Below are 26,082 nucleotides of genomic sequence, written 5' to 3' on the forward strand. Positions count from 1 at the left end.
GTTTTCTTAGAAAGGCTTTTTAGGGGCAGCTGTTCAGGTAGGCGTGTTTGGAGCAGGGCTGTTAAAAAACACAAATCCCCGCCGTGGCGGGGATTAAACGTTTTTTCTTAATGAGCGCTTACTTGATTAGTAAGACTTACTGGCCAATGCGCTTAGACAGTGGAACGGTGAGTTTATCGTTCATGCGGTTGAAAGCTTCTACCGTGGTGTCCCAGTCGATACATGCATCGGTAATGGATACGCCATACTGAAGCTGGCTGAGGTCTTCAGTTAGTTTCTGATTGCCCCAGCCAATATTAGATTCAATCATCAGCCCAATAATGGAAGTGTTACCTTCCAAAATTTGGTTAGTGACGTTTTCTAATACTAGTGGCTGTAGCGCCGCATCTTTATTGGAGTTGGCGTGAGAGCAGTCAATCATGATGTTGGGTGAGAGCTTGGCTTTTTTCAGCTCTTTCTCTGCGAGTGCCACGCTTACGCTGTCGTAGTTGGGCTTGCCGTTACCGCCACGCAGGACTACATGGCCGTAGGCATTGCCGCGCGTACGAATGATGGCTACTTGGCCGGCCTGGTTAATGCCCAAGAAATTGTGCGGGCTGGCAACAGACTCAAGCGCGTTAATAGCGACATCGAGGCTGCCGTCTGTACCGTTTTTGAACCCGACGGGGCAAGAAAGGCCAGATGCCATTTCGCGGTGAGTCTGGGACTCGGTGGTGCGTGCACCAATGGCTGACCAGCTGATGCAGTCTTGCATGTACTGCGGCGAAATTGGGTCCAGCGCTTCGGTGGCCAAAGGTAGGCCCATTTCGGCAAGATCGACCAGCAGCTTGCGCGCGATGTGCAGGCCCTCATCGATCTCAAAAGAGTCGTTGAGATGCGGATCATTAATAAGGCCTTTCCAGCCCACCGTTGTGCGCGGCTTCTCGAAGTATACGCGCATGACTATATACAGGCTGTCGCTGACTTGATCGGCCAATGTGCGTAGGCGACGAGCGTAATCCAGCGCAGCATCGACATCGTGAATTGAACATGGGCCGACAACGACCAGCAGTCGCGGGTCGTTGCCATCTAGGATATTCTGGATGGTTTGGCGACCCTCAATGACGGTGCGCTCTGCCGCAGCGGTGAGCGGTACTGCATTCTTGAGGGCTTCTGGTGTGGTGAGTACGTCTTGAGCGAGGACGTTAAGGTTATTAACCTGTTGTTCTGACATCTTGCTACCTGTGCTTGCGTAATGGCTGAAAAAAGTGAGGGGCGATAAAAGTGGCGCCTACTATCGCTTGCTGAGCAGGTAAAAATCAATTGCTGTGGAACTATCGGTAGTCGAAAAGTGTCAGCCACAAGGTTTTTATGTATTCAGATTAAGCGCTTGATGCGCCGCACAGAACGCGTAACACTGGCGCCACTTTGTTATAAAATGTAGCGGCTCAACGCGCTTAGGTTGTTAAAAAACTTAGGTTGTTAAAAACTTAGCTTGTTAAAAAAATATAGCTTTATCATAGAATGTGGCAACAGGTGTGGACGATACGTTCGCCGTTTACTTTCACTTATTATTAATCAATGCCCAAGGGACGCTATGCTGCTTGCTGTGAACGCCCACTGGTTAGGGCTAATAGGAATGGGGCTCGGCGCATGCCGTACGAGCTTGAGGAGCGTGTGAATGAGCACTCGGGAAACAGACCAACAGCTTGTTGAACGTGCTCAAAAAGGTGATACGCGCGCTTTCGATCTGCTGGTAAAAAAATACCAGCATAAAATTATTGGTTTAATTAGCCGCTACGTACACGATCACTCTGAAGTTCAGGATGTAGCGCAGGAGGCATTTATTAAGGCGTACCGCGCCTTAGGCAAGTTTCGCGCGGAAAGTGCTTTTTATACGTGGATGTATCGGATTGCGATCAATACGGCGAAAAACTATTTAGTTTCGCGGGGGCGTCGGCCGCCCGGTAGCGATTTAGATATTGTTGATGCTGAGATTATCGATCAAAGCGGGCGATTAGCAGACTCTGAATCGCCAGAAGCCGCCATTGCCAGGGACCAGTTAGAGGCGGCGGTCTACCAGGCAATCGCTAACCTGCCCGATGACCTGCGTACGGCTATTACCTTGCGCGAGTTAGATGGCCTTGCCTATGAAGATATAGCGCAGGTGATGCAGTGCCCGGTAGGCACCGTGCGTTCGCGTATTTTTCGTGCTCGCGAAGCAGTCGACGAACATATTCGTCCGCTTGTTTCCACGGCACGGAACAGCCGCGATGAATGATGGTCAGAAGTAACAAGCAATATGGCTGGCAAGGAATGCCTTCACAAGAATTAGCTTTTACTTTTTTGTGAACTGTCTGGGAAATGACGCGTCATAGAGCTGACTGCCTTGATTAGTAGGCACTGTCTTAATTGGCAAACGCCTTAATTGGCAAGCGCCTTAATTGACAAAAGTCTTACTTGGCAAAAGATTGAAATGATGGGCCTTAAGCAGCAGTTGTTAAGACTTGTTTTGGCCAGTGAAGTCGTCGGGGCGATAGCGCGTTTAACTCGCAAGCGTTGCCTCAGTACTTCTTTTAAACAGTGTGAGGGTGTGAAGTATGAGTCAAAACACACGGGAATCACTTTCGGTGTTAATGGATGGCGAGAGTGATGAGCTTGAGCTACGCCGAGTGTTGAAAGCACTGCCTAATGATGACGGTGCCGCAGAGACATGGAGGCGTTACCATTTAGCACGCAGCATGATGCAGCGTGAAAGAGGGGTTGATGTAAGCCTTGACCTTTCTGCTGGCATTATGGCCCGATTGCGCGACGAGTCCGCTCCTTCCATGGATATTGAAGAGCGTGTTGCTACGCGTAGCGGTGGGATCTCCTTCGCCCGCGGTGCGGGTGTTGCGGCCGCCGTATCGCTAATGGTGATCTCTGGCGTACAGTTCTTTGGCAACGGTTTGTCTGAGAGCCAGGGTGGTGGCGGTATTGCCGCATCATCTAATGCGACTAGCCAGGTACAGCCAGTCAATTTAGCCGCCCAGCCTGCTATGGCATCAAATGCTGATATGCCTATGTTTGAGCCTACGCCTTTTCGAATTAGTGGCCAGTCAGCTCAGAGCGGCCTGATGAATGTTAGTGAAGCAGGCTTCTCTGCCCAGTCATCTCAGGGTATTAGCGCCTCGCAAGGGACTAATATTAACGTTGATCAGATCGGCATGCTGCAATCCTATTTAGAGCAACATACTCAAAGTGCTGCTTATGGAAGTGGCGACAGCTGGATGCCGCTCATGCGCTCTTCAGCGGTAACTGAGCCGCTGGGCCAGCGTTAATTATCTGCCATCACTCGGTGGAGTACTGTTAGGTGAGTAGAGCGTGCTAAGAAATAGAGCGTTCAACGTGTTAATACCCTCCCGAGCAGGGCATGCATGGGTACTGGCACTGTCAGTCGGTATGTTTTCGCTTCAGGCAAATGCGCAAAGTGATGACAAGGCTAATTCTGGCTATGAGTGTGCGGACACCTTGGTTTCGACACCCAGTACCGGCGCGGAATGGTTAGAGCGCGGCTTGTGGGCTAGCCACTGCTATGCTTTTCAGGCAAGAGCCGTGGCTATAGATGCTATCAATGTGCGTACACTGGCACTTTCGCACCGCATTCAAGACGGCATACGTCAGCAGGTGGTGCAGTATTTGGATGGCCCCTCAGTCAGCATTGAGCGGCGTTCGCCGGTAGGTAGGCTAGCGTGGACCGAAGACAGTGGCAGTGGTGGGTTTCCTTCCCCAGCTAGGTGGGCAGCCCATCTTGAAGAATATTATCAGATTGATCTTGAGGAAGATGCGCGTGTCGCTGGTCGAGACGCCGTAAAACTAATTTTTGAGCCTCTTGATCAATGGCGTTTTGCTCACGAGTGGTGGTTAGATCGTGAGACAGGGCTGCTGCTCAAGCACGTGCTTATTGATCAGCAGGGTCGCATTATTGAGACCTTCCAAATTACTCAGCTTCAATCGCCTGAGCAGTACACCGGAAATATCCGCATAGACTCTCCGAAGGTTGCGCTCAGTACATCATGGCGTACGACTTGGTTGCCCGAAGGTTTTGTGGGCCAGCCGGTTGCATTCTCTGGCAACGACGTTCAGCAGCGTGTTTATAGCGACGGTTTAGCCACCGTGAGTATTTTTGTCGAACCTCTTGAGGAAGATGAAGCTGACGGCTTGCGCGAAGGTGTGCAACAGGTGGGCGTATCTGCCGTGGCTATTGAGCATTACACCACCGACGAGGGGCGCTGGCAGTTGATTGCCATTGGTGAAATGCCGGTCACTACCCTCCAGCGAATTGCTCGCTCAATTACTTTTGATCAAGATGCTGAAGAAGAGAGCGGTCGTGCAGATCCTTAGCGATTCAATAGGGGCCGCGTGGTGACGGAAACTACCTGCGCCTCTTTGCTGCGTGTGGCCAAGATAGTTGCCCATGCTAATGACGGACTTGTTGTTGAGGTGGTCGCTCAGGAAGGCTGCGAGCAGTGCGCTAAGGGCCGAGGCTGTGGGGTAGGGCTGCTGGCCCGTCAGCGTAGCCGGCAATTAGTCGTTGCGCTTCCGTGTGCAGCTTCAATCGATACCGACCAGTCAGTTGAACAGTGCTACCCATTAGGCCAACAGGTCACCATAAGCCTGCCGCGAACCTCTGTTACGCTGCTGGCTTTTTTTGTATATGCACTCCCCTTAATGGCGGCACTCTTGTTGGCTGGCTTAGTCCCGCTAATCAGCACTGCTCAGTGGCTTGCGCCACTGGTGTTTTTTGCGGGCCTAATCGTGGGTGCTATTAGTATGAAAGTATTATTGCGTGAGCGAAGTGAACGCTTTCGCCCTCGCTTGGTCTGTTAGTTCTCCCGCACCTCGCTACGAGTTGCACGGCCTTTGATGATTATTACGTTCAGTAGGAGCTCTTGCATGAAGCGCTTGATTCTCCCTTCCACGCTCTGGGTATGCATGGTGGCATTGCTAACGGCTGGGCAGGCTGCTAATGCCCAAAGCCTGCCGGATTTCACCGAACTCGTTGAAGCCGCCGCGCCAGGTGTGGTGAATATCTCGACAAGCCGAACGATCCAGCGAAGCAGTTCGCCTGGATATGAAGGGTTTGGTGGCCAGGAAATTCCGGAAATTTTCCGACATTTTTTTGGAGAGAGCTTTGGTGGTAACCGGCCATCGCCCCCAGATGGCGGGCAGGGGCATAGCGAAGAGCGCCAGTCTTTAGGCTCGGGGTTTGTCATTAGTGATGACGGCTATGTCATGACAAACGCCCATGTCGTTCAGGATGCTGATGAAATATTGGTGCGCCTAAACGACCGCCGTGAGCTGAATGCCGAGCTGATTGGCTCTGACCCACAAACTGACGTGGCGTTATTGAAGATTGATGCAGCCGATCTGCCGACACTGACCCTGGGCAACTCCGACAAGCTGAAGGTAGGTGAGTGGGTTGCTGCCATTGGCTCGCCCTTTGGCTTTGATCACTCGGTCACTGCAGGCATCGTTAGTGCGATTAATCGCACCTTGCCAAGCGATGCATATGTGCCCTTTATTCAGACGGATGTCGCGATAAATCCCGGTAATTCAGGGGGGGCCGCTGTTTAACTTAAGCGGTGAAGTGGTGGGTATTAACTCGCAAATTTTTACCCGCAGCGGTGGCTTTATGGGTGTCTCGTTTGCGATTCCCATCAACGTGGCGATGGATGTGGTCGATCAGCTGCGTGAAAGTGGCCGGGTAGATCGAGGCTGGCTGGGCGTAATGATTCAGCCTGTCTCCCGCGATTTAGCAGAATCTTTCGGCATGGAAAACGCTATTGGCGCCTTGATTGCCGATCTCGATCCTGAAGGTCCTGCTGCGCAGGGTGGCTTGCAAGCGGGCGATGTGATTATTGAGGTCAATGGCGAAGAGGTCGAACGCTCCAGTTCATTGCCACGCCTGATTGGCCGTGGGGAGCCTGGTTCAGAGGTAGCGTTAACCTTGATTCGCGACGGTGAAGAAATTTCTCAGTCCGTTGAGCTGGGCAATTGGCCAGATACTGAGGGGCAATCTGACCAGGCCGATAGTAATAATCAGGTACGCCTTGGCGTAACGGTGGCAGAAGTTGGTGAAGAGGCGCGCGAGCAGCTAAATATTTCTGGCGGTGTAGAAGTTCGCCAGGTTGAGCCTGACAGCGTCGCTGCTGGTGCCGGCATCCGCCCCGGTGATGTGCTGGTGAGTGTTGATCATCGCAGCGTGTCCTCATCGGACGAGCTGATGAAAATTGTCGAAGGATTGCCTTCTGATCGCGCCATTCCAATACGTCTATTCCGCGAAGGCCGCTCGCTGTTCGTCGCGTTACGCCTGGAATAAGCACCTTTTTTTCACACCTAGTCCGGCGGTTCTCGCCGGACTGCTGTTCCTATCCTGCGCATATCGCTACAATGGCGATTATCTTTTTGTCGAAAATAGCCTTTATGAAAAAAATGGCAGCTGTTTTCGAGCTTTGAATTCTCGAAGCGGCCTGCAGTTGAGGCCGCTTGCGTACCACTAAGGCAGAACAGAATCGATGTCCCAAGACGTTCCCAACGGAAAACTCAAGCACATACGTAATTTCTCCATCATCGCGCATATTGATCATGGTAAATCGACGCTCTCTGACCGTCTTATTCAGACCTGTGACGGCTTAACCGCCCGAGAGCTTAAAGAGCAAGTGCTTGATTCCATGGACATCGAGCGCGAGCGCGGTATTACAATCAAAGCGCAGTCGGTCACGCTGGATTACACCGCAAGCGATGGGCAAGTTTACCAGCTGAATTTTATCGATACGCCGGGCCACGTCGATTTCTCCTACGAAGTATCCCGTTCGCTTTATGCTTGTGAGGGCGCGCTATTAGTCGTTGATGCCGCACAGGGCGTGGAAGCTCAGTCGGTCGCTAACTGCTATACCGCCATTGAACAAGGGCTAGAAGTACTGCCAGTGCTGAATAAGATCGATCTTCCCCAGGCTGATCCTGATCGTGTGGCGCAAGAGATTGAAGAAATTATCGGTCTGGATGCGACCGATGCCTGTCAGGTATCAGCTAAAAGCGGTATTGGTATTGATGCACTTTTAGAGCGTCTGGTGCGCGATATTCCGCCGCCCAAAGGTGATCCAGATGCGCCGCTGCAAGCGCTGATTATCGACTCCTGGTTTGATAACTATCTAGGCGTTGTATCGCTGGTGCGGCTATTTGATGGCACGCTGCGCAAAGGCGATAAGCTCCGCATCAAATCGACAGGCCGCGACTGGAACGCCACGGAGGTGGGTGTGTTTACGCCCATGCGTAAGCAGACGGATATTCTGCGTGCCGGTGAAGTCGGCTTTGTTGTGGCCGGTATCAAAGAGATTCACGGCGCGCCCGTGGGCGATACCATTACCCACACTAAAACGCCCGACGTTGAACGGTTGCCCGGTTTTCAGAAAGTTAAGCCGCAGGTTTACGCCGGCATGTTCCCGGTGAGTGCGGATGATTACGAAGACTTTCGTGACGCCCTTGAGAAGCTGGCACTTAACGATGCCTCGCTTGCCTATGTGCCTGAAAACTCCGATGCATTGGGTTTTGGTTTCCGGGTGGGCTTTCTTGGCACGTTGCACATGGAAATCGTTCAGGAGCGGCTTGAGCGTGAGTATGATATTGATCTGCTCACCACCGCGCCGACCGTTGTCTATGAGCTGGCGATGAAAAATGGCGACCTTAACTACGTCTCCAACCCGTCTAAATTGCCAGATATGGCCGATGTTGATGAAATGCGCGAACCGGTAGTGCGCGCTAATATTTTGGTTCCTCAGGAGTATGTTGGCAACGTCATTACGGAATGCGAACAGCGCCGTGGTACTCAGCTAGACATGCAGTTTTTGGGTAATCAGATTCAGCTGGCCTACGAATTGCCCATGTCGGAAGTGGTCATGGACTTCTTTGACCGTTTGAAGTCGATCTCCAAAGGCTATGCATCGCTTGAATATAACTTCGAGCGCTTTGAAGAGGCCAAGTTGGTGCGCCTTGATGTGCTTATTAATGGCGATAAAGTAGACGCGCTAGCGGTCATTATCCACCGCGATCACGCCCATCATCGCGGTCGTCTGCTGGTGGAGAAGATGAAAGAGCTGATCCCACGGCAGATGTTTGACGTAGCTATTCAGGCCGCTATCGGTGGCCAGGTCGTGGCACGTTCAACGGTAAAAGCGCTGCGTAAAAACGTAACGGCTAAGTGTTATGGCGGCGATGTTAGCCGTAAGAAGAAACTGCTCGAGAAACAGAAAGCGGGTAAGAAACGCATGAAACAGGTAGGGCGTGTTGAAATCCCTCAGGATGCCTTCCTTGCTGTGCTCAAGGTTAACGACTAGGAAAGAATACCACCCATGGATTTTTCATTACTTCTGGTACTTGCCGTTGCGCTTTCGGGCGTTATTTACCTGCTCGACGTGGTGCTGTTAAGGCCTAAACGTCGCCAGCGTGTTGCGACAGCTGATGCCAATACCCAGGAAGGGTTAGACGAGCCCACCCGTGAAAAGCTGCTGAAAGAACCGTGGCCCGTCGATTACGCCCGTTCGTTTTTTCCGGTGCTGTTGATCGTGCTCGTAGTGCGCAGTTTTATTGTGGAGCCGTTCCAGATCCCCTCGGGTTCAATGCGGCCTACGCTCGAAGTGGGCGACTTTATCCTGGTCAATAAATTTGCCTACGGCCTGCGGTTGCCGGTGGTGAATACCCGGTTTATCGAAGTTGATGACCCTGAGCGTGGCGATGTCATGGTATTTCGCTTTCCTGACGAGCCCTCGGTGAATTTCATCAAGCGCGTGGTGGGGTTGCCGGGAGATCGCATTCGTTATGAGGGCAAGCAGCTTTACATTAACGGTGAGCCGATTGCTAAAGAGCTGACTGAAGAAGGCCCTGAAGCCTCTCCTGAGCAGCTACTGTTAGCAGAAACGCTAGGTGACGCTGATCACTTTGTTTATAACAACCCGCGCGACCCTGGCCCGCAAATGCGTGAAGTGGAAGTGCCTGCAGGGCACTATTTCATGATGGGTGACAATCGTGACCATTCCAACGACAGCCGCTATTGGGGCTTTGTGCCGGAAGAGAATATTGTCGGTCATGCCTTTGCGGTATGGATGCACTGGGACGGCGGATTGCCGAGTTTTACCAGCGTGCGGCGCATTGAATGAAGGTTTTGCTTACGTTGAGTTTAGTCAGTTATGTCACTTTAGTTAACGTCAATGACGTAGGAGAGCTGTGAGTAATTCCTTGAACGCTTTTTGCCGACGAATCGGCCATACCTTTGGCGATGATATGCTATTGGAGTTGGCCTTGACCCACCGCAGCTTCGGTGGTCGTAACAATGAGCGCCTGGAGTTCCTAGGTGACTCTATTGTCAACTTTGTGATTGCCGAAGCGCTGTTTCAGCTCTTTCCTCAGGCACGCGAAGGCCAGCTTTCACGGCTGCGCGCGCGACTAGTGAAAGGCCAAACGTTGGCCGAACTTGCGCGTGAAATGGAGTTTGGCGAATGTTTGCGGCTAGGGTCTGGCGAAATGAAAAGCGGCGGACACCGGCGCGAATCAATTTTGGCAGACGCGGTTGAAGCCATCATTGGCGCTATCTATCTGGATGCCGGCATGGACGTTGTGCGTGATCGCGTATTGGATTGGTATGCAGAGCGGCTTGGCAATATCTCGCTACAAGATACCCAAAAAGATCCAAAGACCCGGTTGCAGGAATTTCTTCAGTCGCGCCAAGCGGCATTGCCGCGCTATGAAGTTGTCTGCGTGAAGGGTGAGGCGCATGCCCAGACCTTTACCGTGGAATGCTACATTGACCTGTTGACTGAGCATACCACCGGTAAAGGCCCTAGCCGCCGCCATGCTGAACAACAAGCGGCAGAAGAAGCGCTTTCGTATCTTGAAAAAAGTCCTGGAGACAAATCATGAGCCAATCCTGTGGATTCGTTGCCATTGTCGGTCGACCCAACGTGGGCAAGTCCACCCTCATGAACCGTATTCTAGGGCAGAAGGTGTCGATTACATCACGGCGCCCGCAAACCACGCGGCATAAGGTGATGGGCATTAAAACGGTTGAAGAGACGCAGTTTGTCTATGTCGATACCCCGGGCATGCATATTATGTCCAAAGATCGTAATAAAGCGATTAACCGCTTTATGAACCAAGCGGCGACTCAGGCGTTGCGCGACGTTGATTGCGTGGTGTTCATCATTGACCGCACCCGCTGGACGGAAGAAGATCAGGCCGTTCTCAAGCGCTTGGAACATGTAAAAGCGCCGGTGATTCTGGCCGTTAACAAAGTTGATCGGCTGAGTGAAAAAGGCGACCTGCTACCGTGGCTAGCAGAAGTCGGTGCGCGGCGTGATTTCGCCGCGGTGGTGCCTATTTCCGCCAAGCACGGCACCCAGGTAGACACGCTAGAAGACGAGGTGGCTAAATACCTTCCTGAAAGCGTTCACTTTTTCCCCGAAGATCAGATTACCGACAAAAGCATGCGCTTTATGGCGGCTGAGATGGTACGTGAAAAAGTCATGCGCCAACTGGGCGATGAACTGCCTTATCAGATGACCGTTGAAATTGAAGAGTTTCGCGAAACAGAGCGGGTGACGCACATCAGCGCGTTGATTCTGGTCGAGCGCCAAGGTCAGAAAGTCATACTGATTGGTGAAAACGGCGACCGGATCAAGAGCATTGGGCGTGAGGCGCGTCTGGATATGGAGCGCGCGCTAGGCACAAAAGTAATGCTCAACCTATGGGTTAAAGTAAAACGCGGCTGGTCAGACGATGAGCGCGCGTTGAAAAGCCTGGGTTACGACCTAGATTGAGCCTAGCGATGCCGCCGGAGCCGGCTTTTTTGCTGCACCGGCGGCCCTACCGTGAAACCAGCGCGTTAGTCGATCTACTAACGCTCAACCACGGTAGGGTGCGTGCCGTTGCTCACGGCGGTCAGCGGCCGGGTTCAAAGTCGCGCCAGCGCTTGCAGCCATTCACCCCGCTATTTGTCACCTGGCAAGGCACGCGTGAGTTGAAGCGGCTTACGCTGATGGAGTCTCGCGGGCAAACGGCGCTTCTGGCGGGTGAAGGGCTGCTATGCGGGCTATATGCGAACGAAATCGCCACGCGGCTTATGCCATTAGAACTATCGGCGCCGGACGTGTTTGCGTTTTATACGGTGCTGTTAGAAGCACTGCCGATCCCTGCCGAACGTGCGCTAGCGCTGCGCCGCTATGAATGGGCGCTGCTAGAAACGCTGGAGGCAACGCCGCAGTTTACGACGCTTGACGGTGGCGTTTTAGATCCCCATTTGCGCTATCGTTTCGATGCCGCTAGTAGGGCGTTTGCCGTTTCCGAGCGCGGGATAGACGGCCGAACGCTGCGCTACATTGAGCAAGGCGATTGGCAGCATGAAGGACTTGCCAATGCGCTTAAGGCCGTTATGCGCGCGGCGCTAGCGCCTCACCTAGGCACCGCCGTTTTGCGCTCACGGGAGCTGATGCTCGATTTGGCTCGCCGTCGTCAACGTTCTTAATGGCTGTATTTGATAATTTATAAACTCTTATTTTCTTGCTGCGTTGGAGGCACTATGCATCCCCCTCGGATACTGTTAGGCGTCAATATTGATCACATTGCGACACTTCGCCAAGCCCGAGGCACGCGTTATCCTGACCCCGTGCAGGCGGCTTTAGTCGCCGAGGAAGCCGGTGCCGATGGGATTACGGTGCATTTGCGCGAAGACCGCCGCCATATACAGCCGCGAGACGTGCGCATTTTGGCCGAGATGCTTAATACGCGCATGAATTTGGAAATGGCCGTTACCGAAGAGATGCTCACTTTGGCTGAGGAGGTGCGTCCTGCGCATGTCTGCTTAGTGCCTGAAAAGCGTGAAGAGTTAACCACCGAAGGCGGTTTGGACGTCGTTGGTAGCTTTGACGTGATTGCGGGCGCTTGCCAGCGTCTACGCGCGGTAGGCTGTGATGTTTCGCTATTTATTGATCCTGAGGAAGCTCAGATTGACGCAGCCCGCCGCGCTGGCGCACCCACTATCGAGCTGCACACCGGTGCCTATGCGCAAGCTAGGTCTGGCAGCGATGCCGCGAATGCGGAATATCATCGCTTAACCGTTGCCGCCACTCATGCCGTGTCGCTGGGGTTAGTCGTCAATGCCGGTCATGGGTTGCACTACCATAACGTTGAGGCGATTGCCGCATTGCCGGGCATTAACGAGCTCAATATTGGTCACGCCATCATGGCACGCGCGCTTTTCGTGGGTCTCAAAGAGGCCGTGCAGGAGATGAAACGCTTGATCATTGCCGGCCAAGAGGCCGGCTTAATGGCCGCGTTAGATGCTCATGACCTGGAACACGACCATTCACATGGCGAGAGCGCTGGCCATGAAGGTGATTCTGAGCATCGCCATAACGGATGCTGCGGGCACTAATGAGCGGTTTCTTTGTTTAGAGGTTATGTTGGCGATGATTGTGGGAATTGGCTCTGATATTGCCCGTGTTGAGCGCTTTGTACAGGCTATACAACGTCACGGTCCGCGCTTTGCTCAGCGTATTTTAGGCCCTGATGAGCATGCTGCGTGGCTGCAAAAGTCACAGCCTGCCGCCTTCTTGGCCAAACGGTTTGCCGCTAAAGAAGCGTTTGTGAAAGCGCTCGGACTCGGCCTGCGAGAAGGCATGCAGTGGTGTGATATTCAGGTGCTTAATGACACCTTGGGTAAGCCACATTTTGTGCTCAGTGGCCAGGCCGAACGGCTCCTTCTGGCGGCGGGCGTTACAGCTAGCCATGTCACGCTAAGCGACGAGGCTGAGTATGCGGTGGCCTTCGTTGTGTTGGAGCGCTAGCCGCTTCAACCATCAGGCCCGTGATTAACCTATAGCGTTGGTTGAAAGAACCTGCACTAATGCCTAAGTAGCAGCGGGCGATAAGTTCGCAGCTTTGCCATGGCTCTATACAGGTCTTCTAAGAGCCCATGTACATGGGCTAAACCACTGGTGCGAAGCCGGGTTTCCAGCGTTTCTACCAGCAACGCCAATTCAGGCGCGCCACAGTAGCGGCTAGCGCCATTCAATCCGTGCACCCAATCCAGCAGCGTCGCCAAGTTTTGCTGTGAGTAAGCGCCGCGCATCTGCTTTTCACTCTCTTCAAGGCTGTCAATTAGCCGCTTTAGCTGCTCGCGCGCTAGGTAGTCTTTGCCGCCCGCTAGGTGCGCTCCCAGCTCCAAATCCACCACTGGTAATGTCGCAGGCTTGGTATTGGCATAGCGAGGTTTAATGGCCATTTTAGCGCCCCTCGGTGAGGACGGTGGTGTCGTAAAATCGGCAAGTCGGTGGGTCTGGCTTAAAAATCTACTCAGTAGCTGGTGCAGTTGCGTCTCATCGATGGGTTTGATGAGTACGTCATCTAAACCCTCCGCCAGCCACTTTTCGCGCTCACTGCTGAGTACGTGGGCGGTAACGGCCACAATCGGGCAGCGTGCCCAGGTGCTGCTCAGACGGCGCAGCGCGTGAGTGGTTTGAACGCCGTCTAGCCCCGGCATGCGAATATCCATTAGCACCATATCAACGTTATGGTTGCGTGCGAACTCTAGCGCGTGATGGCCGCTTTCTACTGCTGTGATGTGAATTGTCGGGCTTTCTAGCATGCTTTTAAGCAGCTCCCGGTTCGGCGCATTATCGTCCACAATCAAAAGCTTTAAGACCGGCGACTCCGTAGGGGGCGAGTTGGGATGGTCTGCAGGCTTACTGGGAATAAGCGCAGGTAATAGCAGTTGATACAGCGAGGTTGCCAGTTGATCACGTGAAAAGGGCTTATAAAGCGTTTCTCCACCATAGGTTAAACGCAGTGGCGGCAGGTCGAAGCTATTGCTATTGGCTAAAATCAACACCGGACACGGGGTTTGATCAATCACGTTTTGCCAATGGGTTTGACGTTCGAGGCTAAAATCATTGTGCTCTAGCCCAAGGATTAGCAGCTGCTCCTGCTCTAAGGCATCTACTGGCATCGGTATCGCTTGCCAGCGCTGAAGCAAATGCTCCAGCATATGCCGAGTGGGCAGGTGTTCTTCATACAGGCGTATATGGGGATTATCTAAGCTGATTTCCGGGGGGCGCTCAATGGCTTTATGCGCTAGCATTGGCAGCGTAAACGAGAACGTAGTACCCGTGCCAAGCTCGCTTTCAACGCTGATCTCGCCACCCATGCGCTCAATCAACTGGCGACAAATGGTTAGCCCTAAGCCGGTGCCGCCAAACTGGCGCGAATGGCTGGGCTCTGCTTGTGTAAACGCGTTAAATAACGCCTGCTGATGGGTGTCGCTTAAGCCAATGCCGGTGTCACTGACGCTGATGCTCAGCACCACATGCTGCCCTTCATGGTTATCCAGCATGACGCGAACAATCACTTCACCCTGATGGGTGAACTTAAGCGCATTGCTGATTAAGTTGTTCAATACTTGGTGGATGCGTAGCGGGTCGCCGCATAGCGGTGTCGGCACATCGTCGTATACCATCGCCACTAAATGCAATTGCTTACGCTGGGCTTCTGGCGCATGCAGCCCCATAACCTCATCGACCAGCGTCACGATATCAATATCGGCTTCTTCTAGGGTCAGGCGATTGGCCTCAAGTTTAGAAAAGTCGAGCACGTCATTAACCAACATGAGCAGGTTGTCGCTGGCGCGATGCACGTGTTGAAGCCATTCCTGCTGGCGGGTGTCCAGTGATGAGCGGCCCAGTAATCGGCAAAAGCCTATAATACCGTTCAGCGGTGTACGGATTTCATGGCTCATATTGGCAAGAAATTCAGACTTCACAGCGTTTGCACGCAGCGCGCTGCGATGAGCCAAATCGAGCTTTATGTTCTGCTCTTCAATGGTTTTCATTGATGCTTGCAGCTCGCTGGTGGCCTGCTCGATTTGCGTTTGCATATCGCGCTGCGACTGCTGAAAGTGTTCCGCAAGGGTATTGACATGGGTATAGAGGTGATTAAGTTCCGCGGCACCCGAGGACGCTAAACGCAGCTGATAATCGCCGCGGGATAAGCGATACAAAGCATGACTGGCTTCTTCAATATGCCGGGTAACGTAACGGCTGATGGCAAAGGCGATTAAAAACAACAGCAGCCCCAGTAGCATGCCACCTAGGCTAAGGCTGGCAATCAATTTATAGCGCTCAAGCGTCAGCGCACGGATTTCCATTTCTACATCTAGCCAGCCTAGGATATTTAAATCGCTAGCGTTAAACGTCGTGAGCGGTATGCGTAATCGCCACCTATCGTCATCAATAATAAGCTGCTGATCCGCCGGTGGGCTCAGCGGCACGGGGGCGGGCTTGCCAAGTAACAATAGGCGACTGCCTTGCTCATTAAACACCGCAACCGTCCTCAGTCCATTGAGGCTCAGTAGCTGACGCGCTAAGTTCTCAAGCTGCTCAAGGTCGGCATCAGCAATTGCCTCACTGAGGCTGGGTGTTATTAGTTCGACAGCATTTTCTAAGCGCTCTTTTTTCATGGTATGCGTCTGGGCATCGTTCTGTACCATCAGGAGTACGGCCATGATGGCGTATACCAAAAGGGGTAGACCGAGTAAGGCAAACAGCAGACGGGTATTCAAAGACATGAAAGAAGCTCGCTGATTCAATGAGGTTGCCTGTCCAGGCCGAGGCAGCACCGATATAATGCAGCATAACGGTTACGATAAGGAATGTTCGATGAGCTATTTCAAGAACGATTTCAAAAACGATCTCAAAAACGATTTTACAAACTATCCTACGCTAGAAGATGTGGTGGGCAATACGCCGCTGGTGCGGCTGAAGCGAATTAGCGCTGGGCGCAACAATACACTGCTAGCCAAGCTTGAAGGTAATAACCCCGCGGGGTCGGTCAAAGATCGCCCAGCACTGTCTATGTTAATAGAGGCAGAAGCCCGCGGCGAAATTTCTCCCGGCGATACACTGATAGAGGCAACTTCAGGCAATACCGGTATTGCGCTTGCCATGGCAGCGGCGATTAAAGGCTATCAGATGGTGTTGGTAATGCCAGAAAATGCCTCGGATGAGCGTAAGCAGGCAATGGCTGCCTACGGGGCAAAATTAATTTCGGCAAGCAAAGCGGGAGGCATGGAAGGGGCTCGCGACATTGCGGATGACATGATAGCCAGAGGGGAAGGTAAGCCGCTCAACCAGTTCGCTAATCCGGATAACCCGCTGGCGCATTACCGTACAACCGGCCCTGAGATATGGCAGCAAACGGGCGGGGAAGTGACTCACTTTGTAAGCTCCATGGGCACCACCGGCACCATCATGGGCGTATCGCGCTATTTGAAAGAGCAGAATCCGGCAATTCAAATTATTGGCTTGCAGCCTGCTGATGGCGCCAGCATCGCCGGTATACGTCGTTGGCCGAAAGAATACCTGCCGGCTATTTTTGAAGCCCCCCGCGTGGATGTCACGCTGGATATCGGCCAGCAAGAGGCGGAAGAGCACATGCGACGTCTAGCGCGTGAAGAAGGCATCTTAGCGGGTGTGTCCTCCGGTGGCAGCTTGGCCGGTGCGCTGCGTATCGCAGAGCAAACGGAAAATGCCGTGATCGTGTTTATCGTCTGTGATCGCGGTGATCGCTATCTTTCCACCGGCCTTTTTGCCCCAGGAGTATAACGATGGCTATGTTGGGAAAGCGGCGGCCACCAAGGCCTGCATCGGGCCATTCTGGTTTGGCGGGTACGCCAGGTGGCAAAGGGGTGCATGCCCTCTCCGAAGATAGCTCACCGTTAGTGATTGAGCGCTTAGCGCACGATGGCCGGGGTGTTGCCCATGCGGCCAACGGTAAAACCGTGTTTGTCGCTCAGGCATTGCCGGGTGAGCGGGTTGATGTTGCTATTCACTTGACGCGCAAACGCTACGACGAAGCGCACATCAAATCACTGTTGACCACCTCTGAGCAGCGCGTAACGCCGCCATGCCTACACTTTGGCCGCTGCGGAGGCTGCGATTTGCAGCATTTGAATATTGACGCGCAGCGTGCGCATAAGCGCGACGTGGTGCGCGATCTCTTTGCCCGTCAGGGCATCACGCTGGGCGATATTAGTTCGATTCAGGGCAGTGACCAGGGCTATAGGCGGCGTGCCCGGTTAGGCGTCAAAGTGGATAGCCAAGGCAGTACCCACCTAGGTTTTCGGGCCGCCCATAGCCATCGGCTGGTCGATATTGAACAGTGCCCGGTATTGGTTGACTCGTTACAGCAGTTGTTAACGCCCCTGCGTGAACTGCTGCAAACGCTAGAGGCTCCGCGTCAGGTAGGTCATATCGAACTACTGGCAACGGCCAGTGCGCAGGTAGTGTTAGTCCGTCAGTTAAAAGAACATGCACCGGATGCCGAGCGCTGGAAGGCCTTTGCGCAAAGCCAGCGGGTAGCGTTAGGCACTTGGCTGGGGCGTGAAACGGCCACGCTGCACTGGGGTGGTGCGCCGCCGGTGCTGGAAGAATCGCTGACGCTCGACGGGCAGCCGCCGCTTGCGCTCAGCTTTGCGCCAGGCGATTTTTTACAAGTCAACGCTCAGGTTAACCAGCAAATGGTGGCTCAGGTGATTGAATGGCTAGCGCCTAAGCCTGGGCAAAAAATACTCGACCTGTTTGCGGGTATTGGCAATTTCAGCCTGCCCATCGCAGCAGCCGGCGCCGAAGTACATGCGGTAGAAGGGAGCCCCGCCATGGTGGCGCGCATTGCCGACAATGCTGCGCGTAATCAGCTGGTAGTAAGCGGTGAGCAGGGGGATTTGAGCGACCCCGCGAACGTTAAGGCGCTGTTAGCCACCCATCGTGATAGCGACGCGCTGGTGCTTGATCCGCCGCGCATCGGCGGTGAAGCAATATGTCAGGGGCTGGCTCATCAACGGGTACCCAGAGTGGTCTATATTTCCTGTGACCCCGCAACACTTGCCCGAGATGCGGCACATCTTGTGCATGCGGGTTACCGTGTGAAGCAAGTGGCCGTCGCCGATATGTTCCTTCACACTGCGCATATGGAAACGCTGGTGCTGTTTGAGGCTGATGGTGTTTAGGTGGATGGCCTTAAGTAAACAGTTTTAAGTAAATGGTTTTAAGCAAATGGTTTTAAGCAAAGATTATTTAAGTTGTTGTTAGTTAAGCAGGCGCTTTGTAGGCTGATAGGTTGGAAGTGCCGGGGCTTATTTTCGCCCATCGCATCGAGCCACGGAGGCGGTCGTGTGGAGACCGCTTCTCTGAATGGATGAATTATTGTCATGGTAAAAGTGCGTGAAGACCAGCCGCTCACTGCTAGCGGGCAGGTAGACATACAACAATGGTTAACGCGCCTGCAAGAAGATGTGCGCCTAAGGGATCCAGAGCGATTAGTCGACGCCTGTAAACTAGCCGAAATGCTGGAAACTGAGGCACCACGTACGCATCGCGTCTGGCTATCGCCTGGCTCTAGCTTCCGAATGGGGCTGGAAATGGCGGATATTCTTGGTGATTTGAAGCTCGATCAAGCCACTCTTGAAGCCGCTGTGCTCTACCGCTCGGTGCGAGAGGGTTTGCTCAGCCTTGAAGGCGTCTCCAAGCGTTTTGGCAGTGAGGTCTCCAGCCTCATTGATGGCGTATTGCAAATGGCCGCTATCAGCTATCCAGTAGCGCCTGACCATGCTATGGGGCAGCATAATCAGCAGGAAAATCTGCGCAAAATGCTGGTCAATATGATTGGTGATGTGCGCGTGGCGCTGATCAAAATCGCCGAGCGTACCTGTGCGCTTCGTCAGGTCAAAGACGCGCCGCTGGAAAAGTGTTTACAGGTTGCCCGTGAAGTCGCCGATATTTATGCCCCGCTGGCGCATCGGCTAGGGGTTGGCCAGCTTAAGTGGGAATTGGAAGATCTCTCGTTTCGCTATTTGCACGAAGATGAATACAAAGCGATTGCTAAGCTGTTGGCGGAAAAGCGTCTGGACCGCGATCGTTATATTCATGATGTCGTGGAAACCATCAAAGCCTTGATGGAAGCGCAGCACATTCACCGCTACGACGTGGATGGACGCGCAAAGCACATCTACTCGATCTGGCGAAAGATGAAGCGTAAGCGGATCGACTTTTCCCAGGTTCACGATGTGCGCGCGGTGCGCATTTTGGTGCCTGAGGTGACCGACTGCTACACCGTGCTAGGGATTATTCACTCGCGCTGGCATCACGTGCCCAACGAGTTCGACGACTACATCGCCAACCCCAAAAAAAATGGCTATCAGTCGCTGCATACGGCCGTTATGGGGCCGGAAAATAAGGTTCTCGAAATTCAGATTCGAACCTTCGCTATGCACGAAGAAGCCGAGCTTGGTGTTTGTGCCCACTGGCGCTACAAAGGCCATGACACCAACGCTAAAAGCCGTAGCTACGAAGAAAAAATCGCTTGGCTGCGTCAAGTGCTTGAGTGGCAGGATGAAGTGGGCGGCTTTGGCGATCTTCGCGAAGGACTGGCCAGCGATGTCGCCCCTGACCGTATCTATGTCTTTACCCCAGATGGCCACGTGATTGACCTCCCGCGTGTCGCGACCCCCATCGATTTTGCGTACCGTGTGCACACGGAAATAGGCCACCGCTGCCGGGGCGCCAAGATTAACGGCCGCATTGTGCCGCTGACTTATAAGTTGAAAACCGGTCAGCAGGTGGAGATCCTGACGGCCACTAAAGGCGGGCCTAGCCGCGACTGGCTAAATCCTAGCCTGGGCTACGTGCGGACTTCTCGCGGTAGAGCCAAAATACAGGCGTGGTTTAAGCATCAGGCGAGGGATCAGAACCTTGACGAAGGGCGCGCGCTGTTTGACCGCGAGATGCGCCGCCTAGATGTAGAAGACCTTGACCTGCCTAGATTGGCGAAGGCCGTGAACTACCTCAATGCTGAGGATATGTATGCCGCGATCGGCGCCGGTGACTTACGTATTGGCCAAGTGCTGCACCAAGCGCAGCAGCTGTTCGGTGAAACCGATGATCAAGAGCAGCTCGACCGGCTGCTTGCCAAGCCTAAGCGCCAATCGAGCAAGGCTACGAAAAGCGATATTACGGTGCTTGGCGTGGGCAATCTCAAAACCAGCATGGCGAATTGTTGCCGCCCGGTGCCCGGCGAGCCGATCGTTGGCTTTATCACCCAAGGCCGTGGCGTCACCGTTCATCGCCAGGACTGCAGCAACATTTTGCAATTACGCCTGGATGAGCCTCAACGCATTATTGAGGTAGAGTGGGGCGAGCGTGCCCAGACGCGCTATCCGGTGACGATTGAAATCCAAGCCTGGGATCGTTCGGGGCTGCTGCGCGATGTCACCAGCTTATTAGGTAATGAAAAGGTCAACGTGCTTGCCGTCAACACCTTAACCAATATCGACGAGAGCATTGCTCGTCTGCGGATTACCTTAGAAGTGGATGGCCTTGAGTCACTGGGTCGCCTTTTTTCACGTATTCAGCAACTGCCTAACGTCACCGAAGTGCGTCGCCTGCGTAATGCCGACCCTGAGCATCAACGTCACAAGGGAGGAGCATAATGCGCCACCGAATGGATGATCTGCTGACCCTCATGCAGGTGCTGCGCGATAGCGAGCAGGGCTGCCCGTGGGACCTGCAGCAAGATTGGGAAAGCATCGTGCCGCACACCTTGGAAGAGGCATATGAAGTGGCCGATGCCATTGAAAGGCGTGCTTTTGATGAACTGCCCGGCGAGCTAGGCGACCTACTTTTCCAAGTGGTTTACTACGCCCAGTTCGGTGCAGAGGAGCAGCGCTTCGACTTTGCTGATATTGTCGATACGCTGACCGCTAAGATGCTGCGGCGTCATCCACACGTGTTTCCCAACGGCACGCTTGCCTCGCGCCGCCCACCGGGTGTCAGTGCCGAAGAGCTTCAAACCCAACAGGTCAACAGCCGCTGGGAGTCGCTGAAAGCTGAAGAACGTGAGGAAAGAGCGCGCGCCGAAAAAGCCGCCGATATGCCATCGGTACTCGACGACGTGCCGCGCACGCTACCTGCACTTAGTCGCGCCGCTAAGCTGTCTAAACGGGCCGCAAGGGTGGGCTTCGATTGGCCTGATGCTCAAGGCGTGATAGCCAAAATTCGTGAGGAGCTGGCCGAAGTCGAGGAAGCGCTCGCCGCCGGCGACCAGCGGCATGCCCAAGAAGAAGTGGGCGACCTGCTGTTTGCGGTCACTAATCTTGCCCGCACGCTGAATGCAGACCCTGAACAGTGCTTGCGCGCCACTAATGCTAAGTTCGAACGCCGTTTTCGCCATGTCGAGCGCGAGCTTAGCGCTGCCCAACGGCCGCTAGAAGATGCCTCTCTAGATGAGATGGAGGCCCACTGGCAGGCAGCTAAAGCACAAGAAAAACAACCCAGCCATTGCTGATTTAATCATGCTTAATCTAATGATGACGCGACCCCTGCAAGGAGGCCATGCCAATGAGTCAAGACCTACACGAATCCCTGCGCGATAACGTACGCATTCTAGGCGATAGCCTGGGGCGGACGATTGCCGATGATTTAGGCCAAGCATTTGTCGATAAAATTGAAACGATTCGCGCTCATGCCAAGCGCGGACGTCAGGGTGATTCGCTGCAGCAGCGTGAGTTAATTGAGTATCTTCGCCAGCTACCCGAGCGTGACCTGCTGCCGGTCACTCGGGCGTTTAACCAGTTTTTGAATCTGGCTAACATTGCCGAACAGCACTATCGCGCGCGTTTTCGTCGCGTTGAAGATTACAAACCCGGCTTCCAGCCAGTGCTCGGCGAACTGCTTGAGCGTGCCAAAAAAGCAGGTAATTCACCGCGTAAGCTGGTCGAAACGCTCGCCAATATGCGCGTTGAGCTTGTGCTGACCGCGCATCCCACCGAAGTTATTCGCCGCACGCTCATTCAAAAATACGATGCGATTGATGAATGCTTAACCGCTATTGAAAGCTCGGAAGATTATCCTGAGCGTGGCACCCGTGCCCAGGGGCGCCTGGAAGAGCTGATTAGCCAAGCCTGGCACACCGATGAGATCCGCCACGAGCGGCCAACGCCGGTGGATGAAGCCAAGTGGGGTTTTGCTGTCATTGAAAATTCACTGTGGCAGGCGGTGCCCGATTTTCATCGCGATCTGGACAACCTGCTGTTGGATACCGCCGGTGAGCGGCTCCCCCTGGATGCCGCGCCTATACGCTACGCTTCCTGGATGGGCGGCGATCGCGATGGCAACCCCAACGTTACCGCTAAGGTGACCCGCGAAGTGCTATTGCTGGGTCGCTGGATGGCCGCCGATCTGTATTTGCGCGATCTTGAACAGTTGAAAACAGAGCTTTCCATGTGGAAGGCCAATAGTGCGCTTAAAGCCGAAGCCGGTGATGTGGCGGAGCCGTACCGCGAAGTTCTCAAACGCTTGCTAGCCAGGGTCGAAGCGACCCGCGACTGGGCTAAAGCCGAGCTGGATGGGCGTAACTATGACGGCGGGCCTATTATTGAAACCCGCGATCAGCTCTACTCACCGCTGCTCGCCTGCTACCGCTCGCTGTGCGATGTTGGCCTCGATACCATCGCCAACGGCGCGCTGCTTGATACCCTACGCCGAGTCGCGGTATTTGGCGTGACGCTAACCAAGCTGGACCTGCGCCAAGAAGCGAGCCGCCATGCCCAGGTCATAGAAGAGCTAACCAGTTCACTTGGGCTTGGCCACTACCAAGAGTGGGACGAAGCCAAGCGCCAAGAATTCCTGCTGTCTGAGCTTGCCTCGCGTCGACCGCTGATTCCGCGCCGCTGGGAATGCTCGGCCGAGTCTCGTGAAGTGCTGGACACCTTTAAAGTGATTGCTCAAGAGCACACCGAAGCGCTGGGCACTTACATTATCTCCATGGCAGCAGAACCTTCAGACGTGCTCACCGTAGCGCTGCTGATGAAAGAAGTCGGTGGGCAGATAACGCTGCCGATTGCACCGCTGTTTGAGACGCTCAACGATCTGGATCATGCCGGCGCCGTGGTTGATCAGTTGCTCTCTATACCGGGCTATCGTGCACTGATTGGCGACCGTCAAGAGGTCATGATTGGCTACTCAGACTCGGCTAAAGATGCCGGTCAGCTTGCCGCAGCCTGGGCTCAGTACCGTGCCCAAGAATCGCTGGTGGCTGTCTGTGAGCGCCATGGCGTGGACTTAACCTTGTTTCATGGTCGCGGTGGCACGGTAGGCCGTGGCGGCGGTCCTGCCCATGCGGCGATTCTCTCTCAGCCCCCGGGCTCGGTGAACGGAAGCCTGCGGGTGACCGAACAGGGTGAGATGATTCGCTTCAAGTTTGGCCAGCCGGATATCGCGCTGCGCTCTATGGAAATCTATGCCTGTGCGGTGCTTGAAGCGACGCTGCTGCCGCCGCGTGCGCCAGAACCTCAGTGGCGCGAGGAGATGGACCAGCTCGCGAAGGTCGGCCATGCCGCCTACGTAGGCGTGGTGCGTGAAGACCCAGATTTTGTGCCTTACTTCCGAGCAGTTACGCCGGAAGGCGCGTTAGGCAGACTGCCGCTAGGTTCGCGGCCGACTAAACGGCGTCAGGATGGCGGCGTCGAAACGCTGCGTGCGATCCCATGGATTTTCGCCTGGACACAGATTCGCTTAATGTTGCCCGCATGGCTGGGCAGCGGCGAAGCTTTTGCGAAGCGACTTGAACAGCCCGGCGGGCGTGAAGTGCTGCAGGAAATGCGTAAGGACTGGCCGTTCTTCGGTACCTACTTGGACATGCTTGAGATGCTGTTGGCCAAAGCTGACGTGGCGATTGCCGCTTATTACGAGCACCGCTTGGTGGATGAACCTTCGCTAAAAGCGCTTGGTAAAAAGTTACGCCATCGTTTCGCATCATTGGAAGATGCGGTACTCGATATTCTTCAGCAAGAAAAGTTGCTGGAGAACACTCCGTTGATTCGTCAGGCGATTGATGTGCGTAATCCTTACATCGACCCGCTCCACGGCCTCCAGGCGGAGTTGCTGCAGCGTAATCGTGACGCCGACGGTGCTATTAGCGCAGACCTTTCGCGTGCGCTCATGGTCACCATGGCCGGTATCGCCGCTGGCTTACGCAACACAGGCTAAGCGTTTTTATTTTCACAGCGTTCTAGCATAACGTTCTACAACAAGGAGGCGTCAATGTCCTCAGATGCTCAAGCGGTACTCGATTTTTGGTTTGAAGCGTTGACGCCAGCTCAGTGGTTTAAAAAAGATGCGCAGATGGATCGTACGATTCTTGAGCGATTCAGCAAGCTGCATGCCCAGGCCGCGCAGTGTGAGTGCTATCCTTGGCGGCAAGTGGCCCAAGGGCGACTTGCCGAGATCATTGTGCTGGATCAGTTTTCACGCAATATGTATCGTGACGACGCCCGTGCTTTCGCTACCGATACCTTAGCGCTGGCGCTTGCTCAAGAGGCCGTGGCAGTGGGTGCCGACACCGAGCTTGCGAGTGCGCAGCGGGCATTTCTCTATATGCCCTTTATGCATAGTGAGTCTGCTGCGATTCATGATATTGCCATGCAGCTGTTTAACCAGCCGGGGTTAGAAAATAATCTTGATTTTGAGGTGCGTCACAAAGAAATCATTGATCGCTTTGGGCGCTATCCTCACCGTAATGCACTGTTGGGCCGGGCCTCGACTGACGAGGAGCTGGCTTTTCTGAAGCAGCCCGGTTCGTCCTTTTAATTTTGTATACCTATTGGCTTCATGGCGCGTTATGTCGTTACGAAAATCTACTCGTATTAATAAGTACATTAGTGAAAGCGGTATGTGCTCGCGACGCGAAGCCGACCGTTTTGTGGAGCAGGGCAACGTATGGATTAACGGTCGTCGCGCCACTACCGGTGACCAGGTGGTCGCGGGGGATCTGGTTAAAGTTAATGGCCAAGACATTGAGCCTCAGGAAGAGGACGATCTGGTTCTGATTGCGCTGAATAAGCCGGTGGGCATTGTCAGCACTACCGAATCTAGCGAGAAAGACAATATCGTTGAGTTTGTAAAACACGGCGCGCGCATTTTTCCCATCGGTAGGCTCGACAAAGACTCCCAAGGGCTGATTTTTTTAACCAATAACGGCGACTTGGTTAATAAGATTTTGCGCGCTAATAACAATCATGAAAAAGAGTATCAGGTGACGGTGAACAAACCGGTTACCGATGAGTTTATTGACGGCATGCAGAATGGTGTACCTATTCTCGGCAAGGTGACCAAGCGCTGTAAACTGCGCAAAGAGTCGACGTTTGTATTCACGATTACCTTGGTGCAAGGGCTCAATCGCCAAATTCGCCGCATGTGCGAATATTTTGGCTATGACGTTACGCAGCTAATTCGCACGCGGATTATGAACGTACCGCTTAAAGGCTTAGCGCTGGGCGACTGGCGCGATTTAACCGTTAAAGAGATCGATACCATCGTCACGCTGACCGAAAGCTCAGAGGCTGCGCCAGAGAAGAAGAAAAGCAAACCTAAAATTGACAGACCCAACTACAGCGCACGTTCAAATACTGAAAAGAAAAACCAGCCTGGCGCCAAGGCTGCCAGCGGCAAAGTACACAAAGACCCAAGAGCTAAAACTGTTGGATCAGGTAAGCCCCATGCCAAAGGCAAAAGCTCGACGGTAGGAAAGCCTGGCGCAAATAAACCCGGCGCCAAGGGCAAAGCTGGCGCGAAAGGGGCGGGTAAAGGACACATCGCGCGGGGGAAGCCTACTGCCGGTGGCAAGCCTTCTCAGCGGCGTAAGTAGCCAACAGCGACGATCATTGCTTATCTTTTTCAGGTTCAACCATATTGATTTATATTGCGGCACTTTATGCGGTGGTTAGCGTGATCACCTACATCACTTATGTTGTCGATAAAAAAGCGGCGATTAAAAACCGCCGACGGGTGAGTGAGAAATCGCTTCACCTGCTTGCACTAGCCGGTGGCTGGCCAGGGGCATTGCTGGCGCAGCAACGGTGGCGGCATAAAACGCAAAAAACCAGCTTCCGAGTCGTTTTTTGGCTGACGGTTATTGCCAATTTGGCATGTTTAGTTGGTTTCGTGCTCTACCCTTACAGCGGATGAAATA

General features: G+C 53.8%; 21 protein-coding genes and 1 pseudogene. 20 read left to right on the top strand and 2 right to left on the bottom strand.

Annotated elements, in window-relative coordinates:
- Positions 1 to 136: 136 nt before the first annotated feature.
- Positions 137 to 1,213 carry a 3-deoxy-7-phosphoheptulonate synthase gene (locus ACT3TR_RS12680; RefSeq protein WP_193062666.1) on the bottom strand — a complete coding sequence of 359 codons (1,077 nt, stop codon included), beginning with the start codon at positions 1,211 to 1,213 and terminating at the stop codon, positions 137 to 139.
- Between the two features lie 447 nt (positions 1,214 to 1,660).
- Here ACT3TR_RS12680 and rpoE point away from each other — a divergent pair, with 447 nt between their 5' ends.
- The 12 genes and pseudogenes from rpoE to acpS all read left to right on the top strand — a co-directional run bounded on the left by rpoE (position 1,661) and on the right by acpS (position 12,854).
- Entirely contained in the window at positions 1,661 to 2,260 is a 600-nt protein-coding gene (rpoE, locus tag ACT3TR_RS12685) for an RNA polymerase sigma factor RpoE (protein WP_193062668.1), read from the top strand.
- A gap of 319 nt (positions 2,261 to 2,579) precedes the next feature.
- Entirely contained in the window at positions 2,580 to 3,299 is a 720-nt protein-coding gene (locus tag ACT3TR_RS12690; protein ID WP_193062670.1) for a sigma-E factor negative regulatory protein, read from the top strand.
- 67 nt (positions 3,300 to 3,366) lie between these two features.
- Positions 3,367 to 4,362: a MucB/RseB C-terminal domain-containing protein gene (locus tag ACT3TR_RS12695; RefSeq protein ID WP_319022215.1), complete on the top strand. Its 996-nt coding sequence runs from the start codon at positions 3,367 to 3,369 to the stop codon at positions 4,360 to 4,362.
- A 21-nt stretch (positions 4,363 to 4,383) separates the two neighbouring features.
- The gene (locus ACT3TR_RS12700; RefSeq protein ID WP_319022216.1) at positions 4,384 to 4,848 is read left to right on the top strand and encodes a SoxR reducing system RseC family protein; all 465 of its coding nucleotides are present in this window, start codon (positions 4,384 to 4,386) and stop codon (positions 4,846 to 4,848) included.
- Between the two features lie 66 nt (positions 4,849 to 4,914).
- Positions 4,915 to 6,340, top strand: a pseudogene (locus tag ACT3TR_RS12705) (DegQ family serine endoprotease).
- Positions 6,341 to 6,536: 196 nt separating this feature from the next.
- Positions 6,537 to 8,354: a translation elongation factor 4 gene (lepA, locus tag ACT3TR_RS12710; RefSeq protein ID WP_193062675.1), complete on the top strand. Its 1,818-nt coding sequence runs from the start codon at positions 6,537 to 6,539 to the stop codon at positions 8,352 to 8,354.
- A gap of 15 nt (positions 8,355 to 8,369) precedes the next feature.
- On the top strand, positions 8,370 to 9,173 hold the full coding sequence (gene lepB, locus ACT3TR_RS12715) for a signal peptidase I (RefSeq protein WP_444625563.1): 804 nt from the start codon (positions 8,370 to 8,372) through the stop codon (positions 9,171 to 9,173).
- Positions 9,174 to 9,240: 67 nt separating this feature from the next.
- The gene (gene rnc / locus ACT3TR_RS12720) at positions 9,241 to 9,933 is read left to right on the top strand and encodes a ribonuclease III (protein WP_096280489.1); all 693 of its coding nucleotides are present in this window, start codon (positions 9,241 to 9,243) and stop codon (positions 9,931 to 9,933) included.
- Positions 9,930 to 10,829 (top strand): GTPase Era, encoded by a 900-nt coding sequence (gene era, locus ACT3TR_RS12725; protein WP_193062679.1) that lies wholly within the window; start codon positions 9,930 to 9,932, stop codon positions 10,827 to 10,829. The genes rnc and era overlap by 4 nt, the downstream gene beginning before the upstream one ends.
- An 8-nt stretch (positions 10,830 to 10,837) precedes the next feature.
- Positions 10,838 to 11,533 (top strand): DNA repair protein RecO, encoded by a 696-nt coding sequence (gene recO / locus ACT3TR_RS12730; RefSeq protein ID WP_444625562.1) that lies wholly within the window; start codon positions 10,838 to 10,840, stop codon positions 11,531 to 11,533.
- Between the two features lie 54 nt (positions 11,534 to 11,587).
- Positions 11,588 to 12,442, top strand: a complete 855-nt coding sequence (gene pdxJ, locus ACT3TR_RS12735) for a pyridoxine 5'-phosphate synthase (RefSeq protein ID WP_444625561.1) — start codon at positions 11,588 to 11,590, stop codon at positions 12,440 to 12,442.
- Between the two features lie 34 nt (positions 12,443 to 12,476).
- A complete protein-coding gene (gene acpS, locus ACT3TR_RS12740) occupies positions 12,477 to 12,854 on the top strand; it encodes a holo-ACP synthase (RefSeq protein WP_193062712.1) in 378 nt (125 codons plus the stop codon).
- 56 nt (positions 12,855 to 12,910) lie between these two features.
- Here the strand turns inward: acpS and ACT3TR_RS12745 are convergent, their stop codons facing one another.
- Positions 12,911 to 15,628 carry an ATP-binding protein gene (locus ACT3TR_RS12745; protein WP_444625560.1) on the bottom strand — a complete coding sequence of 906 codons (2,718 nt, stop codon included), beginning with the start codon at positions 15,626 to 15,628 and terminating at the stop codon, positions 12,911 to 12,913.
- A 91-nt stretch (positions 15,629 to 15,719) separates the two neighbouring features.
- On the opposite strand from ACT3TR_RS12745, the gene cysM reads away from it, so the two are divergent.
- The 8 genes from cysM to ACT3TR_RS12785 all read left to right on the top strand — a co-directional run bounded on the left by cysM (position 15,720) and on the right by ACT3TR_RS12785 (position 26,078).
- Positions 15,720 to 16,664, top strand: coding sequence for a cysteine synthase CysM (gene cysM, locus ACT3TR_RS12750; RefSeq protein ID WP_193063578.1), 945 nt, complete (start codon positions 15,720 to 15,722; stop codon positions 16,662 to 16,664).
- Between the two features lie 2 nt (positions 16,665 to 16,666).
- The gene (gene rlmD / locus ACT3TR_RS12755; RefSeq protein WP_444625559.1) at positions 16,667 to 18,067 is read left to right on the top strand and encodes a 23S rRNA (uracil(1939)-C(5))-methyltransferase RlmD; all 1,401 of its coding nucleotides are present in this window, start codon (positions 16,667 to 16,669) and stop codon (positions 18,065 to 18,067) included.
- Positions 18,068 to 18,268: 201 nt separating this feature from the next.
- Positions 18,269 to 20,545, top strand: a complete 2,277-nt coding sequence (gene relA / locus ACT3TR_RS12760; RefSeq protein WP_444625558.1) for a GTP diphosphokinase — start codon at positions 18,269 to 18,271, stop codon at positions 20,543 to 20,545.
- The gene (gene mazG / locus ACT3TR_RS12765) at positions 20,545 to 21,399 is read left to right on the top strand and encodes a nucleoside triphosphate pyrophosphohydrolase (protein ID WP_444625557.1); all 855 of its coding nucleotides are present in this window, start codon (positions 20,545 to 20,547) and stop codon (positions 21,397 to 21,399) included. The genes relA and mazG overlap by 1 nt, the downstream gene beginning before the upstream one ends.
- Positions 21,400 to 21,452: 53 nt before the next feature.
- Positions 21,453 to 24,101 carry a phosphoenolpyruvate carboxylase gene (ppc, locus tag ACT3TR_RS12770; protein WP_444625556.1) on the top strand — a complete coding sequence of 883 codons (2,649 nt, stop codon included), beginning with the start codon at positions 21,453 to 21,455 and terminating at the stop codon, positions 24,099 to 24,101.
- 54 nt (positions 24,102 to 24,155) lie between these two features.
- Positions 24,156 to 24,701 (top strand): DUF924 family protein, encoded by a 546-nt coding sequence (locus tag ACT3TR_RS12775; protein WP_444625555.1) that lies wholly within the window; start codon positions 24,156 to 24,158, stop codon positions 24,699 to 24,701.
- A 31-nt stretch (positions 24,702 to 24,732) separates the two neighbouring features.
- A complete protein-coding gene (gene rluF / locus ACT3TR_RS12780; protein WP_192536217.1) occupies positions 24,733 to 25,758 on the top strand; it encodes a 23S rRNA pseudouridine(2604) synthase RluF in 1,026 nt (341 codons plus the stop codon).
- A gap of 44 nt (positions 25,759 to 25,802) precedes the next feature.
- On the top strand, positions 25,803 to 26,078 hold the full coding sequence (locus ACT3TR_RS12785) for a DUF1294 domain-containing protein (RefSeq protein ID WP_444625554.1): 276 nt from the start codon (positions 25,803 to 25,805) through the stop codon (positions 26,076 to 26,078).
- Positions 26,079 to 26,082: the final 4 nt, after the last annotated feature.

Source organism: Halomonas sp. AOP12-B1-6, assembly GCF_052379225.1.
Lineage (GTDB): Bacteria > Pseudomonadota > Gammaproteobacteria > Pseudomonadales > Halomonadaceae > Vreelandella > Vreelandella casei.

What these genes read in the sequence shown, in the direction of transcription:
- ACT3TR_RS12680 (WP_193062666.1), bottom strand. Translation starts at nt 1,213, where the DNA reads ATGTCAGAACAACAGGTTAATAACCTTAACGTCCTCGCTCAAGACGTA.
- rpoE (WP_193062668.1), top strand. Translation starts at nt 1,661, where the DNA reads ATGAGCACTCGGGAAACAGACCAACAGCTTGTTGAACGTGCTCAAAAA.
- ACT3TR_RS12690 (WP_193062670.1), top strand. Translation starts at nt 2,580, where the DNA reads ATGAGTCAAAACACACGGGAATCACTTTCGGTGTTAATGGATGGCGAG.
- lepA (WP_193062675.1), top strand. Translation starts at nt 6,537, where the DNA reads ATGTCCCAAGACGTTCCCAACGGAAAACTCAAGCACATACGTAATTTC.
- lepB (WP_444625563.1), top strand. Translation starts at nt 8,370, where the DNA reads ATGGATTTTTCATTACTTCTGGTACTTGCCGTTGCGCTTTCGGGCGTT.
- era (WP_193062679.1), top strand. Translation starts at nt 9,930, where the DNA reads ATGAGCCAATCCTGTGGATTCGTTGCCATTGTCGGTCGACCCAACGTG.
- recO (WP_444625562.1), top strand. Translation starts at nt 10,838, where the DNA reads ATGCCGCCGGAGCCGGCTTTTTTGCTGCACCGGCGGCCCTACCGTGAA.
- pdxJ (WP_444625561.1), top strand. Translation starts at nt 11,588, where the DNA reads ATGCATCCCCCTCGGATACTGTTAGGCGTCAATATTGATCACATTGCG.
- acpS (WP_193062712.1), top strand. Translation starts at nt 12,477, where the DNA reads ATGATTGTGGGAATTGGCTCTGATATTGCCCGTGTTGAGCGCTTTGTA.
- ACT3TR_RS12745 (WP_444625560.1), bottom strand. Translation starts at nt 15,628, where the DNA reads ATGTCTTTGAATACCCGTCTGCTGTTTGCCTTACTCGGTCTACCCCTT.
- cysM (WP_193063578.1), top strand. Translation starts at nt 15,720, where the DNA reads ATGAGCTATTTCAAGAACGATTTCAAAAACGATCTCAAAAACGATTTT.
- rlmD (WP_444625559.1), top strand. Translation starts at nt 16,667, where the DNA reads ATGGCTATGTTGGGAAAGCGGCGGCCACCAAGGCCTGCATCGGGCCAT.
- relA (WP_444625558.1), top strand. Translation starts at nt 18,269, where the DNA reads ATGGTAAAAGTGCGTGAAGACCAGCCGCTCACTGCTAGCGGGCAGGTA.
- mazG (WP_444625557.1), top strand. Translation starts at nt 20,545, where the DNA reads ATGCGCCACCGAATGGATGATCTGCTGACCCTCATGCAGGTGCTGCGC.
- ppc (WP_444625556.1), top strand. Translation starts at nt 21,453, where the DNA reads ATGAGTCAAGACCTACACGAATCCCTGCGCGATAACGTACGCATTCTA.
- ACT3TR_RS12775 (WP_444625555.1), top strand. Translation starts at nt 24,156, where the DNA reads ATGTCCTCAGATGCTCAAGCGGTACTCGATTTTTGGTTTGAAGCGTTG.
- rluF (WP_192536217.1), top strand. Translation starts at nt 24,733, where the DNA reads ATGTCGTTACGAAAATCTACTCGTATTAATAAGTACATTAGTGAAAGC.